Source organism: Micromonospora sp. FIMYZ51 (assembly GCF_038246755.1).
Classification (GTDB): Bacteria; Actinomycetota; Actinomycetes; order Mycobacteriales; family Micromonosporaceae; genus Micromonospora.
Map to the genome: position 1 here is coordinate 1,203,342 of NZ_CP134706.1, position 14,939 is coordinate 1,218,280.

At 70.0% G+C, this 14,939-nt stretch carries 10 protein-coding genes; 4 read left to right on the plus strand and 6 right to left on the minus strand.

Annotated elements, in window-relative coordinates; genetic code table 11:
- Positions 1-29 precede the first annotated feature (29 nt).
- The 3 genes from QQG74_RS05720 to QQG74_RS05730 form a co-directional block, all read right to left on the minus strand.
- Positions 30-983, minus strand: a complete 954-nt coding sequence (locus tag QQG74_RS05720) for a DivIVA domain-containing protein (protein WP_341719244.1) — start codon at positions 981-983, stop codon at positions 30-32.
- Positions 984-1,296: 313 nt separating this feature from the next.
- Positions 1,297-3,468 (minus strand): choice-of-anchor J domain-containing protein, encoded by a 2,172-nt coding sequence (locus QQG74_RS05725; protein WP_341719245.1) that lies wholly within the window; start codon positions 3,466-3,468, stop codon positions 1,297-1,299.
- 309 nt (positions 3,469-3,777) lie between these two features.
- The gene (locus QQG74_RS05730) at positions 3,778-5,895 is read right to left on the minus strand and encodes an MMPL family transporter (protein WP_341719246.1); all 2,118 of its coding nucleotides are present in this window, start codon (positions 5,893-5,895) and stop codon (positions 3,778-3,780) included.
- Positions 5,896-5,985: 90 nt separating this feature from the next.
- Between QQG74_RS05730 and QQG74_RS05735 the strand changes: the two genes are divergently transcribed.
- Positions 5,986-7,308 carry a histidine kinase gene (locus QQG74_RS05735; protein WP_341719247.1) on the plus strand — a complete coding sequence of 441 codons (1,323 nt, stop codon included), beginning with the start codon at positions 5,986-5,988 and terminating at the stop codon, positions 7,306-7,308.
- Positions 7,260-7,904: a response regulator transcription factor gene (locus QQG74_RS05740; RefSeq protein WP_341719248.1), complete on the plus strand. Its 645-nt coding sequence runs from the start codon at positions 7,260-7,262 to the stop codon at positions 7,902-7,904. Before QQG74_RS05735 ends, QQG74_RS05740 begins: the two co-directional genes overlap by 49 nt.
- A gap of 52 nt (positions 7,905-7,956) precedes the next feature.
- Here QQG74_RS05740 and QQG74_RS05745 read toward each other — a convergent pair whose 3' ends face one another.
- A complete protein-coding gene (locus tag QQG74_RS05745) occupies positions 7,957-8,922 on the minus strand; it encodes an MBL fold metallo-hydrolase (protein ID WP_341719249.1) in 966 nt (321 codons plus the stop codon).
- 184 nt (positions 8,923-9,106) lie between these two features.
- On the opposite strand from QQG74_RS05745, the gene QQG74_RS05750 reads away from it, so the two are divergent.
- Positions 9,107-10,150, plus strand: a complete 1,044-nt coding sequence (locus QQG74_RS05750) for a DUF5937 family protein (RefSeq protein WP_341719250.1) — start codon at positions 9,107-9,109, stop codon at positions 10,148-10,150.
- A 16-nt stretch (positions 10,151-10,166) separates the two neighbouring features.
- On the opposite strand, the gene QQG74_RS05755 is transcribed toward QQG74_RS05750, so the two are convergent.
- A complete protein-coding gene (locus tag QQG74_RS05755) occupies positions 10,167-10,745 on the minus strand; it encodes a helix-turn-helix domain-containing protein (RefSeq protein WP_341719251.1) in 579 nt (192 codons plus the stop codon).
- A gap of 52 nt (positions 10,746-10,797) precedes the next feature.
- Here QQG74_RS05755 and QQG74_RS05760 point away from each other — a divergent pair, with 52 nt between their 5' ends.
- Positions 10,798-11,796 carry an alpha/beta hydrolase gene (locus QQG74_RS05760; protein ID WP_341719252.1) on the plus strand — a complete coding sequence of 333 codons (999 nt, stop codon included), beginning with the start codon at positions 10,798-10,800 and terminating at the stop codon, positions 11,794-11,796.
- Between the two features lie 56 nt (positions 11,797-11,852).
- On the opposite strand, the gene QQG74_RS05765 is transcribed toward QQG74_RS05760, so the two are convergent.
- Positions 11,853-14,918, minus strand: coding sequence for a DUF3427 domain-containing protein (locus QQG74_RS05765; protein WP_341719253.1), 3,066 nt, complete (start codon positions 14,916-14,918; stop codon positions 11,853-11,855).
- Between the last annotated feature and the right edge of the window lie 21 nt (positions 14,919-14,939).

The following is a 14,939-nucleotide window of genomic DNA, read 5'->3' on the forward strand; positions in this document are numbered from 1 at the left end:
CTTTCGCTACCTGGCCCGCCAGTGCTGACTCAGGCCGGCTTCTCGCTGGCCAGTGCTGCTGACAGCCGCTCCAGATAGGCGTCGACCTGGGCGCTGTCATATCCGCGCAGAGCTACAGGTAGCGCTGCCCGAGCCGCGTCGATCTCCAACTTGACCGCGCTGCGGCGAGCCGGCGAGCCGGCGGCGAGCGCGTTCTGGCCCAGTTCGACAAGCTGATCCACGTGACGCTTCTCGTAACCGCGCAGTGCGGTGGTGAAGGCCACCTCGAACTCCGCCCCGAGGCGCTGCGGGCCGTGCGTGGACGGCGCACCGCCGTCCTCCTCGCCCAGGGTGGCCGACAGCTCGTCCAGCAGCTTCTTCATTCGCGCCTGCGGATGTCCCGCCGGCAACGTGGCAAGCGTGGCGCGCTCCGCGTCGACCTCTGCCTTGACCACTCGACGCTGGGCTGCCTGGCCCGATTCGAGCGCCCGCTGACCCCGCCGTAGCAGGTCGGCGTACCGGTTCAGGTCCGCCAGGACATCGGTGTGGTCGAAATCCGCCTCGCCGTCGGGGTGTTCCGGCGGCTGCTGCCGGAGATCGACGAAACGGTTGCCCCCGAAGCGGGCCAGGGCGGCTGCCACCTCGTCTGCGGGCTGTCGAACGCGGTCGAGGTCGAGTAGCAGCAGGGCCTCCCGCCCGTCGATCGGGCTGCGGGCGGTGAGCGGCCGGTCGATTGTCGATGCGACAGCCGGCACCAACAACAGGATTGTGGACTGCTGGCTCCGGTCGAGGATGAGGGTGTCGATCTCGGCCCACGGGACCAGCCGGTTGAGCCCCGCGACCCGCAGGGTCAGCCCGTCGGCTCCGATGTGAAACTTGAACGACCTGCGTTGGTACCCGACGAACGCACCGGCCGCCAACAGCCATACGCCGCCGATAATCCACTTCCCGGTCGACGGTGGAACAAGGTAGATCAGGGCAAACGCGCCGACAGCGAAGAACACGACGCCAGGGGACAGGGATCCTCGACCGCTACGCAACTCCATGCCGGTTCCTCGATTCCGATGATCAGCCGTAACTGATCATCGCACGAAGTCCACGCCCCTGGCCCAGCCGCGTTGATCATGAGGTTAGCGGCAGTTTGAAGATCAACTACTGCCGCTAACCTCATGATCAACGCGGCTAATGGGGGGTGGGGGGAGGTTGTGTTTTGGGTTGTACGACTCGACCTGGTCGACCACCCGCAAGAGAGGCACCGCAGACCGGAACTCCCGGCACCGCGGGTGTGCGGTACCGGGAGTCCTGGTCGGGCGTCGGTCAGCTCAGCGGAGCGCCGCCGGGCTGGAGGACGTTGTTGACCTTCAGGGTGTACGGGGCGTACAGCGCCTGCTGCTCGGTCGGCTCGTCGTAGGCGACGATGGCGACCACCTTCGGGAAGGCCAGCAGCGCCAGCGTCGGGGCCGCGCCGAGGGTGAAGCTCGACTTGCCGTCGACCTCGTACTGGTAGGCGATCTTGTTCTTCTCGTCGAGGCCGACGAACCGGACGTTCCAGTTCGCCACCGGGACCGGGGAGATCTCCGACGGCGAGTCGAACGGCGCCAGGCTCGACCCGTCACTTACCAGCGTGCCGCCCGCCGCGATGTCGTCGATCCGCAGACCACCCTCGTTGACGCCACCGTCGCTCACGTACCGGAAGCTGAGCAGGATCTGCTGACCGGCGTACGCGGACAGGTCGAACGAGTGCGGCTCGAAGCCGTTGGTGGTGCCGTTCAACGCCGGGCCGAGCGGACCGGTGACCGTCTTGTCACCGGCGATCGGCGTGTAGCTCTTGCCGCCGTCGGTGGAGACGCTGACGTAGCCGTAGTCGTAGCCGGCCTCGGCGCCGTACTTCGCGAGGAAGGTGAGCGTCGGGTCGCTGGCCGGTACCGTCACCGAGGTGACCGCGGCGGCGTCGGTGCTGCTGGCGTTGCCGGACCAGAGCACCGAGTTGCCCGGACGATCCGGGTCGTTGTTCACCGTCGTCCAGGCCAGCGGGATCGACGGCAGCGTCTTGGCGCCCTGGAACTTGATCGAGCGCAGGTCGCCCCGGCCCAGCGGCTTGCCGTTCGCCTTGCGCAACTGGACGTAGTCGGCGCCGTTCGGGGCCGCGCCCGGGGTCGCGTACGAGGCCGGGTTGTCCAGGTTGACGGTGGCGTTCAGGCTGGCCGTGGTGACCTTGCGCTTGTCCTTGCCGAGCATGATGCCGAGCTTGGAGTTGCCGACGACCCGGTCGACCAGGTTCATCGTCTGGTAGTCGTGGATCACGTCGTACATGTCCTTGACGCCCTCGGCCTTCAGCGCCGCCTCAAGGCTGGCCAACCCCTGGAGGTCGCCGTCGCGGTGCAGCCGGGAGATGAAGTCCAGGCCGTACCGGTCGTAGAGGAAGAGTACGAACGAGTAGACGTTGCCGTAGTCGGCCAGGATGCCGCTGGCATTGCTGCCCTCGTTCCAGAGGTTTATCGAGTTCTCCGGACCACCACAGTCGCGTGGATTGGTGTTGTAGTCCGTCTGCACGGTGCCGAAACCCTGGAAGCAGTAGATGTGGCCGTCCGCGCCGGGCTGGTCGACCCGGGCCCGCGCGTCGACGTAGCCGGCGAGCGTCTGGGCGAAGTCGGAGAGACCTTCGTTCAGCCAGGTGGTCTCGAACGGGTCGGCGTAGTAGTGCGCCAGGTGCTGCCACTCGTGGATGAACGTGCCCTCGTACAGGCTCGGGCGCGCCGGGCGGCTGGTGCACAGGTCGTCGGTCGGCTCGTTCGGCGGGTTCAGTCCGGTGCGGTGCGCCCAGTCGAACGCGTCGATCGTCATGATGTTGCGGTCGAGCATCTCGTTGAAGTACGAGAAGTGGAACCCGGCGATGTAGCTCGGGAACGTCGGGAAGTCGTAGAAGTTGTCGTCGCGTACGTTGTCGACAAGCGTCACCGTGCGGTTGCCGGCGCCGGTGAAGTCACCGGGGAGGATCGCATTGCTGCCGTCCCGGTCCGGCGGGGTGCTGAAGGCGGCCACCGACTTCGGGTACATGTTCGTGTCGAACTCGTGGACCAGATCCGCGACCTGCTGATCGGTGATAGTCGTGGAGTTCGGGATCTGCTGGCGGCAGTCGCCCGCCGGGAACTCGGTGTCGTTGGCGACCCACACCTCGATGTTGTCGCCCACGCCACGCAGCGTGAAATCCTTCAGGTAGACGACGCCCTGGTAGTCGTCGAGCGCCATCCACTGGCGTACGGTCCCGACCGGCGGCGTCTCCGCAGCGGCCTTCGCCTGGGAGCGTGCCTGGGTGCGGGGCTGATACTGGGTGACCGTCTCGATGGGCTTGCCGTTGAAGGTGAAGTCTTTCCGGGTGAGCTCGCGGACATCGTTGGCGAGCCCGGTGGCCGGCGCGGGAGCGGGCTTCGCCGCCGCCGCGCTCGGAGCGGCCGACGCCGTGGCCGGTTGGGCGACGACGGAAAGCAACGGTAGGACAATGGCGCTGGCTGCAATCCCCGCAATGCGGCGACGTGCCATGGAACCTCCTCGTCGATGGAAGACCCGGCCGACCTCCGGGACAAACCGGTGCCGACCGATCTACGCGCGCTGATCGAGCGTCTCCGTATCCTGTGCACGGACACATCGATCAGGCAAGAGGTACGCGCACTCCGAATGCACCCTGCCGCGTGCTTGCACAATTCGAAGGTGATCGAATGTCCTAACCGACGTGACGGGCGCGGGCCGCACCCCCCGAGAAGGTGAGACCCGCGCCCGCTGCGGCGATTGCGACTACCGCTATCCCACCGTCACCCGCTCCGCCGGCGGGGTGACTAACGGCTTGCTGCTCTGCCGCGCCAGGACGCCCGGCCACCAGGTGCGCGGACCGACGTCCAGGGCCAGCGCCGGGACGAGCAGGCTGCGGACCAGGAAGGTGTCGAGCAGGACGCCGACGCTGATGATGATCGCCGTCTGCACCGACGGGACCAGCGGCAGTACGCTCAGCGCGCCGAAGGTGGCGGCCAGCACGATGCCCGCGCTGGTGATCACCCCGCCGGTGGCGCTCAGTGCGTGCAGCACGCCCTGCCGGTGCCCGAGCCGCGCCGCCTCTTCCCGGGCCCGGGTGACGAGGAAGATGGTGTAGTCCACGCCGAGGGCGACCAGGAACAGGAATGTCTGCAACGGAAGCCCGACGAACAGCTTCGGGTAGCCCATCGCGTCGAGGATCAGCCCGGCCGCACCCAACGCGGCCAGGTAGGACAACACCACGCTGGCCAGTAGGAGCAGCGGCGCGACAAGCGCCCGCAGCAGCAGCACCAGGACGAAGAAGACCACCGCCAGCACCAGCGGAGCCACCAGCTTGTTGTCCCGGCTGATCGTCCGGTCCTCGTCGAGCAGGTGCGCGCTGTCCCCACCGACAAGCGCCTGCGCACCGGGCACCGCGTGCACCGCCTCGCGCAGCTTCGCCACGGTGGCCTGCGCCGCGTCACTGTCCGGCGCGTGGGCCATCACCGCCTCGACACGTACCCACCGGCCGTCCGGCGAGGTTTCCGGCGTACCGACCTCGGCCACCCCCGGCACGGTACGCGCGGCGGCGACCACCTGGTCGGCCGAGCCGGCCGCGGCCAGGATCTCGGCGGGCGCGACGGTGCCGCTCGGGTAGTGCGCCTCGATCATCCGCTGGCCGGTGATCGAACCGACCTCGGTGGTGAAGGTCTCGTCGCTGGGCAGGCCGATGCTCAGGTTGCCGATGCCGAAGGTGAGCGCGACAAGCGCGGCTGCCGTGCCCAGCCACACCCCGCGCGGTCGCCGCCCGACGAAGTTGGCGATCCGGTGCCACACCCCGTGCTGGGTGGCCACCTCCGACTCGGCCGCCTCCGGCGAGAACTTCGGCACGAACGGCCAGAACAGCCACCGCCCGAAGATCACAAGCACCGCCGGCAGCAGCGTGGTCATGGCGAGGAACGCCGCGACGATGCCTACCGCACCGACCGGGCCGAGACTCCGGGTGGACGGCAGGTCCGCGGCGAGCAGGCAGAGCAGGCCGAGCGAGACGGTCGCGGCCGAGGCGGCGATCGCACCGTACGAGCGGCGCACCGCGATCGCCATCGCCGCGTGTCGGTCGGCGTGCCGGCGTAGCTCCTCCCGGTACCGGGAGATCAGCAGCAGCGCGTAGTCCACACCGACGCCGAAGACCAGCACGGTCAGGATGCTCTGGCCCTGGAGGTCCACCGCCAGCCCGGCGTGCTTGCCCAACAGGTACACCACCGCGTTGGCGAGCTGGCTGGCGATCGCCACCGTGACCAGCGGGATCAACCAGAGCACCGGGCTGCGGTACGTGATGAGCAGCAGCAGTGCGACGGTGCCCGCGGTCGCCAGCAGCAGCGTGGCGTCCATTCCGTCGAACGCCTCAAGGAGATCGTCGTCGGCGGCGGCCGGCCCGGTCAGCGCGGTCTGCAACCCGTCCGGCGCATCACCGGTCAGCCGCTCCTTGATCTTCACGACCGACTCGGTCCGCTGGTCGGAGTCACCGGCGACCGGGAAGGAGAGCAGCAGGGCCTGCCCGTCCTCGCTGGGCACGGCTGGCGGCACCTGGCCACCGTCCACGTAGCGGCCGAAGACCGCCCGGTCCGCCTCGACCCGGGCGCGGTCGGCGTCGGTCAGCCCATTCTCGCGGGCGTAGACGGCGACGGCCACGGCGAGCGCCCCCTGCGAGTCGGGGAACGCCGCCTCCGCGCGCTGCACCGCCCGAGTGGTCTCGGCGCTTGCCGGCAGCGCTCCGAGAGAGTTGTTGTCCTGTACCTCGGTCACCTTGAGCGCGAGCGGCCCGGCCGCCGAGATCAGGGCGAGCCAGAAGATCAGCACCAGGTACTTGCCCCGGCGGCTGACGAGCCTGCTTTCCACGGTCACGGTCATGCTTTGATCCTTCGCGCCTGGCGCATGCCGGACAGGAGTGTCAGGGCGTGTTCGAGGGTGGTGTTAGCACCACCGATGCCTGGTCCGCCGATGACGCAGAATGATTGCGTGGACGGCTCCGTACCTGCCGTGGTGTGGCGCTGGGCGCGGCCCGGCGTGATCGCCGCCGGGCAGGGCCTGGCGCTGGCGCTGCTCTGCCTACCCATCAACCTGGTGCTCTTCGTGCTGTCGGTGGTGTCGCTCGCGCTGATCCCGGCACTCGGCATCGGGCTGGTCGGCTTCCCGGCGGTGACCGCGCTGGTGCGCCGGGCGCTGACGCTGCAACGCCGGCTGAGCCGGTGGAGCGGGGCAGCGATCCCGTCGCCGTACCGACCTCGCCCGGCCGGCGCCCGGCTGGGCGTCTGGAAGCGGTTCCGCTGGACCGTGACGGACCCGGCCACCTGGCGGGACTTCGCCTGGCTGCTGCCCGGCGCGATCACCGGCGCGCTCTGCCTGCTGGCGCTCGTGCTGCCGTTCTACGGCCTGGAAGGCGTCCTGCTGGTGCCGCTGGTGCTCTACTTCGTCGCCGACTGGTACGGCTACGGCGTCTTCTGGCCGATGGACAGCTTCGTCAAGGCGTACCTCTCCATGCTCCAGGGCTGGCTGATCCTCGGCGGCGGGCTGGCCGCCGCCCCCTGGGTGATCTGGCTGCACCTCCGCTTCGCCGGCCTTTTCCTCGCCCCCACCCGGGCCCAGCAGCTGACGCTCCAGGTCCGCCATCTCGCCGCCACCCGCGCCGACACCATCGACACCCAGGCCGCCGAGCTGCGCCGTATCGAACGCGACCTGCACGACGGCGCGCAGGCCCGGCTGGTCGCGCTGCGGATGAGCATCGGACTCGCCGAGGAACTGCTCACCCGGAACCCGGCCAAGGCGGCGCGGCTGCTCAGCGAGGCCCAGGAAGCCAGCGGCCAGGCACTTGTCGAGCTGCGTGATCTCGTACGCGGAATCTATCCACCGGTGCTCGCCGAACGCGGCCTGGACGGCGCGGTACGGGCCCTCGCCCTCACCATCACCACGCCCGTGGACCTCGACCTGGACCTGCCCGGCAGCCCGCCCGCAGCGGTCGAGTCCGCGGCCTACTTCGCGGTGGCCGAACTGCTCACCAACATGGCCAAGCACAGTGGAGCCGAACGGGCCTGGGTCAACCTCTCCTACCGCGACGGTGCGCTGCGCATGCTTGTCGGTGACGACGGGTGCGGCGGCGCCACACCGGAGGCGGGCAGCGGCCTGGCGGGAGTGCGCCGCCGGCTGGCCGCCTTCGATGGCACGATGACCGTGACGAGTCCGCCGGGCGGACCCACAATCGTGACCATGGAGCTGCCGTGCGAGTTGTCATCGCGGAGGATCTCGCCCTCCTCCGGGACGGCCTGATCCGCATCCTCGACGCGTACGACTACCAAGTGGTCGAGGCGGTCGCGGACGGGCCGAGCGTGCTGCCGGCCCTCACCCGCCACAAGCCCGACGTGGCGGTGCTCGACGTACGCCTGCCGCCCACCTTCACCGACGAGGGCCTGCAAGCCGCGCTCGCCGCCCGGACCGCCCTGCCCGGCCTGCCCATCCTGGTGCTCTCCCAGCACGTCGAGCAGCTGTACGCCCGCGAACTGCTCGCCGACCGCAACGGTGGAGTCGGCTACCTGCTCAAGGACCGGGTGTCGAACGTCGGCCAGTTCATCGACGCGGTGGAACGGGTCGCCGCGGGCGGCATGGTGATGGACCCCGAGGTGGTGTCCCAACTGCTGGCCCGCAACGACGGCGGCGACCGGCTGGGTGGGCTGACGGCACGGGAGCGGGAGGTGCTCGGCCTGATGGCCGAGGGCCGCTCGAACGCGGCGATCGCCGGCCGCCTCTTCGTCACCGAGAAGGCGGTAAGCAAGCACATAAACAACATCTTCAGCAAGCTCGGCATGCCACCATCGGACGACGACAACCGAAGGGTGCTCGCCGTCATCGCCTACCTGAACGGCTGAGCCACCCCGCCGGCCGGCGGGCTTGGCGAGGCGGGGGTAGCCACGGTCCGGCTCAGTCGAGCTCGACGAAGGGGCGGCCGAGGTGCGCGGTGGCCAGCACCGCGTGCTCGCGGCGGGCGGTGCCGAGCAGCGAACGGCGGGTCAGCCGGGCCAGCACCGGGTCCGCCTCGTACCGGTAGCCGACGTCCGGGTTGGCGAGCTGGACGGCGTGCACGAGCACGTCGCCGGTGACCACCACCTGGTCGTGGCGACCGCCCTCCACAAGCACCGACTGGTGCCCCGGGGTGTGGCCGGGCGTGGGCACCACCCGGACGCGGTCACCACGCCGGCCCGCCGGGGTACGTTTGCCGCCTCCCGCCGAGTCGCCGCTGAGCACCACCGCACCGTCCACCGGGTGCAGCTGCCCCGCCGCCCGCAGCGGTCGCACCACGTACCCCAGCAGCTCGCTGCCGCCGGCTTCCAGCGCGTCGAGTTCGCGCTGCTGCACCACGTACCGGGCGTTGGGGAACATCGGCCTGCCCTCGGCGGTGACCGCCCAGCCGGCATGGTCCTCGTGCAGGTGCGTCAGCACCACCGTGTCCACCTGCCGCACGTCGATCCCGTTGCCGGCGAGCACCTGCGGCAGGACGCCCGGCACCGGTGCCCACGCCGAGGCCGGGCTGCCCTCCGGCCCGACACCGGTGTCGACAAGCGTGTACCGGTCGCCGGGACGGCGGATGGCGTAGCAGCGAAACTCCAGGTGCCACGTCCGGTCCGGCCCGAACGCGGCCGGGTCGATGCGCCGCGCCACCGTCCACTCCCAGCCCGACGCCCCGGAGAAGGCGTCGTCATAGTCGAGGAAGAACGGACCGGCGGCGTCGCGCAACGCGAGCACATCGACGCAGCCCACCGAGCGGACGGCCGGCGGTTTCGCGGGTGCGGGGCGGGCCGCGCCACCGGCGGCGAGGACTCCGCCGCCCACGGCCGCCGCGCCCAACAGCAGCGTCCGCCGGCTCACCGATCCTTGCGGGTACGACATGGAGATCTCCTTACCTAGACGGGGTACGCCGGCCTTCGCGGGCCGGTCGGGCCGGCCGGTGTGCGGCTGGCCCGGCCTGGGTACGGCTGGTGTACGGCTGGCCTTTGCGCGGGCTGGCCCAGTCAGGAGATCAGCGGGTCGAGGGCGGATGCCAAGCATTCGACAGGCTTCTAATGTTGAGGTTGTGCTGACCCTGCACGTCGACGCGGACCGGCTCGTCCGGTCCCGGTTCGCGCTGTCGCGGCTGACGGAGGTCACCAACGCCCTGGAGGTGCTCGCCCACCCCGAGCGGGCACCGTACGCGCACAGCTGGGTGACCGACACCCGGCGAGCCCTCGACCCCGGCTCGGTCGACGTGCTGTTCGCGCTTGTCAACGCCGCCACCGCGTACATTCCCGACTTCCTGTCCCCGGTGCCCGGCAGCTACCAGCCGACGCTCGACGAGGAACTCGCCGCCGTGGCGGCGACCACCGCCGAGGAGGTCCACCGGCAGCTGCGGACCGCGTTCCGGATCGGCCCGCCCCCGCCGGACCTGCTGGCGCGCAGCCCGACCGGACGCGACCCCCGGCCACCGCTGCCGGCCACGGTCGCCGAACTCCTCGCCCGGCGTGGCGAGGCGGCGCTGCTCACCCGCGTCGTCGACCAGCTCGCCCGGTTCTGGCGGCTCACCCAGGCCGACCTGTGGCCGACCCTGCACCGGGTGCTCGACGAGGACATCCGCCACCGCGCCACGGTGGCCACCCGGACCGGGCTCGCCGACATCGTCCGCACCCTCGACCCGAGGCTCACCTGGGACGGCAGCCGGGTCACCCTCGACTCGCCCGCCGAGCTCTCCCTCGACGCGGCGCAGGGGCTCATCCTGGCCCCGTCGGCGTTCCTGCCCCGCCCTGCGGTGTACCTGGGCGCACCCGGCCTGATCATGGTCGGCTATCCGGCGCGCGGGCGGGGCCAGGTGTGGTCGCTGCCCCCGCCGGTCGGCGAGGAGACCGGTGTGCTCGGTGCCCGGCGGGCGGCGCTCCTGACCGACCTCGGTACGCCGCTGACCACCACGGAGCTGGCGGCGCGGCACGGGATCAGCCCGGCGACCGTCTCGTACCACCTGGGTCGGCTGCGCCGGGCCGGGCTCGTCGTGTCGCGGCGGGAGGGGCACGAGGTCAGGTACGAGCGGACGCGATCGGCGGTGGAACTGCTACGGGCGCTGCGCGGCGTCAACGGCCGGCGCGACTGACGATCGGCCCTCCAGCTCAGGCCAGGCTCCGGTCGAGCATTTCGATGAGCTGTTCGGCGGCCTGCGCGGTGTCGTACTCCGGGTCGTGCAGCTGTTCGCTGACGATCGCGTCGATGGCCCCGCCGACGATTATCGCCGTGGTGCGCGGGTCGCTGTCGTTGCCACGACTTCGTGCGTCCCGGGCCCTGGCGATGATCTCGGCCAGCGGGCGCCACCGTTCGGCGGGATCGTGGTCGCCACCGTCGTGCACCATCGCTTCGATGATCATGCGGGTGTGCCGGGGGTGCCGGCGTAGATGGCCGACCATCGAGCGGATGTACGCGGCCGGCCCGGCCGCCGCGTCGGCCGCCTCGACCGCTGCGGCGACCTCGCCGACCAGGGCGGAGAGGGCGTGCTCGTGGGCGGCCCGCACCACCGCGGCCTTGGTGGGGAAGTGGTAGAGCACCGCGGCCTTGGTGAGCCCGGCGCGCTCGGCGATGGCGGCCAGCGACGCTCCGGCGTAGCCCCGATCGGCGACCAGCTCGATGGTGACCTCGATCAGTTGGGCCCGGCGGACCCGCTCGATCAGAGTCAGCTCGCCTCGTCTCGTTGTCACACCCAAAATTCTACCGTACGGTAGAAAAATCGACCGCTCGGTTAGGAGAGTCATGCGCGACTCGCTGAGCAACACCCTGAAGCGGTTCCGTCCCAGGTCCCGCTGGCTCCGGATCACCCTTGCCGGAGTAGCGCTGATCGCGTTGGTTGTCGCCTTCGCGCTGCGTACCCCCGCACCGGTCGGCCACTGGGACAGCGCCGACGGGCAGGACCGCTTCCGGCGCGCCTACGCCGCCGCCTTCGCCGAACTGCCGACCCCGACCGAGTCCCGAGACGTACGCACCGACTACGGCATCGTGCGCGTCTACCGCTTCGCCGGCAGCGGCGACACCGACACACCGCTGATGCTGCTGCCCGGACGCGCCTCGGCCTCCCCGGTCTGGGCCGACAACCTGCCCCTGCTGCTGCGAATCGGCGACGTCTACACCATCGACCTGCTCGGTGAGCCGGGCATGAGCGTGCAGGACCGACCCATCGACAGCGACGCCGACCAGGCCGAATGGCTGCACCAGACCCTCCGGGCGCTACCTTCGGAGAAATTCCACCTCGTCGGCCTGTCGATCGGCGGCTGGACCGCCATCAACCTCGGCCTGCACCGGCCCGACCACATCGCCACCATCACCGTCATCGACCCGGTCCAGGTATTCGCCGACATACCGCTCGGCACGGTCGTACGCTCACTTCCCGCCGCGCTGCCCTGGCTGCCACGCTCGTGGCGGGACAGCTTCAACTCCTACACCGCCGGCGGCGCCCCGGTCGAAGACGAGCCGGTCGCCGACATGATCGAAGCCGGCATGCAGCACTATCGGCTGCGCCTGCCGCAACCCGGCCGGATCAGCGAGGAGCAACTCGGCCGGCTCGACCTGCCGGTCCTGGCCATCATCGCCGGCAACTCGGTCATGCACGACTCCCGCAAGGCCGCCGAGACCGCCGAACGTGCCCTGCCGCGCGGCACCGTCCGCACCTACCCGGATGCGTCACACGCCGTCAACGGCGAACACCCCGAACAGCTCGCCAACGACATCACCACCTTCATCACCGCGCATCCGTGACTGGGCTTTATCGCCGGTCGGCTGAGCCTGGCACGAGCGTCATTCGTCAGCCGTCGTCAGGCGGCGATGGCGCGGGCGGCGGCGTACATGTCGGCGGGAAGTGGGTGGTGCAGCCGCCAGACGATGCGCATCGGACGGTCGCCACTGTGCTCCTGGTAGGTCATCGGGCCGGCGTACAGGTAAGCCGGTGCGCCCAGGTCGCGGTCGGGAATTCGGGTCTCCCGGACGAAGAGGTGCACCGTCGAGCCCTGCTCGACGTGGTGGATGTAGCGCTGCCCGGTCGGTGATGCCGACGAGGTGGCGCTCTGCGACTCCCACTGGAACAGCGTCTCGGTGATCGCCCGGTCGGCGTACATGGTGGTGGGGGAGTAGTGCTGTTCCGATTTGACCAGGGTGACGAAGAATATGTCGGCCCGCTCGGACTCCAGCCACTTGACGCCCTCACGTAGCGAGCCCGGCTTCGACATGCCGAAGGCGGCGCACGCCTCGTTGCGGCTGTACCGGGCGTGCACCCGCAGCGGTAGCCCGTCGGCCGGCGCGGTGACCCGGTGGATGCGGTCGCGCAGCACCTCCACCACCTGCTGAAGTTCCCGGCAGCGCGCCGGCTCGGCGAGCAGCCACGCCAGGCGATCTTCCTGTTCGGTGAGCGGCGCGTCCGGGCCCCAGAGGTCGAAGTGCAGCATGTTCCAGAGCCGGCCGGCCTGTGGCCGCTCGCCGGCCGCCACCCGGGCCAGCAGGTCGAGCCGGTCCGGGTCGTCCAGGTGCAGCATCCGCCCGATGGCCCGGCCCAACCCGCGATCGTGCGGACCGGGCACCGAGTCTTCCAGCCCGGCGAGCCGCCGCAGCCCGGTCCACCCGCCGATGCTCGCCGACCGGTAGACGTCCTCGATCTCCACGCCCGCCTCGTGTAGGAACTCACCCAGGCGGACGTCCCCGAGCAGCCGTAGCTCTTTTGTCAGACCCTTTTTCGAGGTCGGCATCGCAGACTTCAGGTTGTCCAGCACGATTTTCTTGGCCACCCGGTCGAGCTGGATGTGGCAGCCGCTGGGCAGGGACGGGAAGTCGTCGCGTACCGCTTCGGTAATCGCGCGGCGGCTGACCCCGGTCAGAGCGCGCCAGCGTAGGTCGAAGCGGAAGTTGGCGTGCTGTCCGCCAATGAAGTCGAGGACGGTCAGGCAGGCTTTGTCGTCGGCCAGGCGCAGGCCACGGCCGAGTTGTTGAAGGAAGATCGTGGCGCTTTCGGTGGGCCGCAGCATCAGGATCGTGTCGACCATCGGCAGGTCGACGCCCTCGTTGAACAGGTCGACGGTGAAAAGTACCCGCAGCGTGCCGTTCTTGAAGTCCCTGAGCGCTGCCTGCCGATCGACGGTACGGCTGGTCACCGCGGCCGACGGCACCCCATGCTTGCTGAACCACTCCGCCATGAACTCGGCGTGCCCGATGCTCACGCAGAATCCGAGCGCCCGCATCCGCTGCACGTCGACCGTGTCGCCTACCGCCCGCAGCACCATCCGCGCCCGAGCATCATTGCCGGTGTAGACGCCGTCCAGCTCGGTCGGGTCGTACCCCTGACCGCGCTTCCACCGCAGCTGCGACAGGTCAACATCGTCGTGCAGGCCGAAATACTGGAACGGCGCCAGCAACTGCCGCTCCAACGCATCCCAGAGGTGCAGCTCAACGGCGGCGCGGCCAGCGAACCACCGCCGCACGTCGCCGCCGTCGCTGCGGTCAGGAGTCGCGGTCAATCCCAGGAGTACGCGGGGCCTCAGCCGGTCGAGCAGTCGGGCGTACGTGGGCGCTTCGGCGTGGTGGAACTCGTCGACAATCACCATGTCGTACGCCTCGGGGTCGATCTCCCGCCGGTGCAGCGACTGGATGCTGGCGAAGACGTGCCGCCAGTGCTGCGGCTCCTGGCCGCCGACAAGCGTCTCGCCGAAGCTACCGTCTCCCATGACCTGCCGGAACGTCGCCAAACTCTGCCGCAGGATCTGTTCCTGGTGCGCGACGAAGAGCAGCGAGTCGACCTGTCCGCGACGGTTCAGCCGGCGGTAGTCCAGCGCCGCCACGATCGTCTTGCCGGTGCCGGTCGCCATCACTACGAGGTTCCGGTGTCGGCCGTGCACCTGCCGCTCGGCGTCCAGGTCGGCCAGGACCTCGGCCTGGTACGGGTACGGCCGCACATCCAGGTTGGCGATCTCGATCGGCGCATCGCCGTCGCGGCGCTCCCCGCGCAGCGCGGATCTGAGCCGATCGGAGTCCCGGGTCGGGTCGTACTCCTCGAACGCCGGATCGTTCCAGTAGTCCTCGAACGTGGCGGCGAACGTGTCGATGACGTACGGCTGCTCCAGGTTGGAGATCCGCACGTTCCACTCCAGGCCGTCGAGCATCGCCGCCTTCGACAGGTTCGACGATCCGACGTAAGCGGTGGTGGTGCCGGTGCGGCGGCGGAACAGCCACGCCTTGGCGTGCAGCCGGGTGGTCCGGGTCTCGTAGGAGACCTTGATCTCGGCGCCCAACGCGGCGAGCCGGTCGAGCGCCCGCTGATCGGTCGCACCGAGGTACGTCGTGGTGATCACCCGCAACCGCCCGCCCCGCTCGATCAGCTCCCGGATGGGTCCCTGCACCTGAAGCAGCCCACCCCACTTGACGAACGCACAGAGCAAATCGACGGAGTCCGCCGACGCCATTTCGTAGGCGACCTCGTGCCCGATCCTGGGCTGGTGCCGACCGTTGACCAGCAGTGCGCCGGTGGAGAGCGGAGTGCTGGGGCGGGGTGGGAAGGCGGGCTGCGCGGGCGGGATAGGCGGGGCGGCAATGGCGTGCAGCAGACGCTCGGCATCGGCAACCTGATCCTGCTCGGTTGCTGCCTGCGGGCTGAGGGTGGCGATTGCTTCCGCGACGCGGTTCGCCAGCTCGATCTGGCGGTGAAGTCGGTCGTCACCGCCTCCGACAGCGCGCAGCGCACGGTGGGCCAGGGTAGCGATATGCCGGGCGAGGGCATCCGGAGCGTCAGCGGAGTCGAGGTTCGTGTGCTGGATCAGCGTGGAGTCGACGCGCTGAAGGCGGTTGGCCAGGTCGTGCGTGACCAGGTGGTCATAGACACCCCGATCGAGATCAGTCACCTAGAAACCCCAACCACTTTT

Bases quoted from the DNA above. Each gene is read 5' to 3' on its own strand.
- QQG74_RS05745 (WP_341719249.1), bottom strand. From the start codon at position 8,922: ATGTCGTACCCGCAAGGATCGGTGAGCCGGCGGACGCTGCTGTTGGGC.
- QQG74_RS05735 (WP_341719247.1), top strand. From the start codon at position 5,986: ATGACGCAGAATGATTGCGTGGACGGCTCCGTACCTGCCGTGGTGTGG.
- QQG74_RS05730 (WP_341719246.1), bottom strand. From the start codon at position 5,895: ATGACCGTGACCGTGGAAAGCAGGCTCGTCAGCCGCCGGGGCAAGTAC.
- QQG74_RS05760 (WP_341719252.1), top strand. From the start codon at position 10,798: ATGCGCGACTCGCTGAGCAACACCCTGAAGCGGTTCCGTCCCAGGTCC.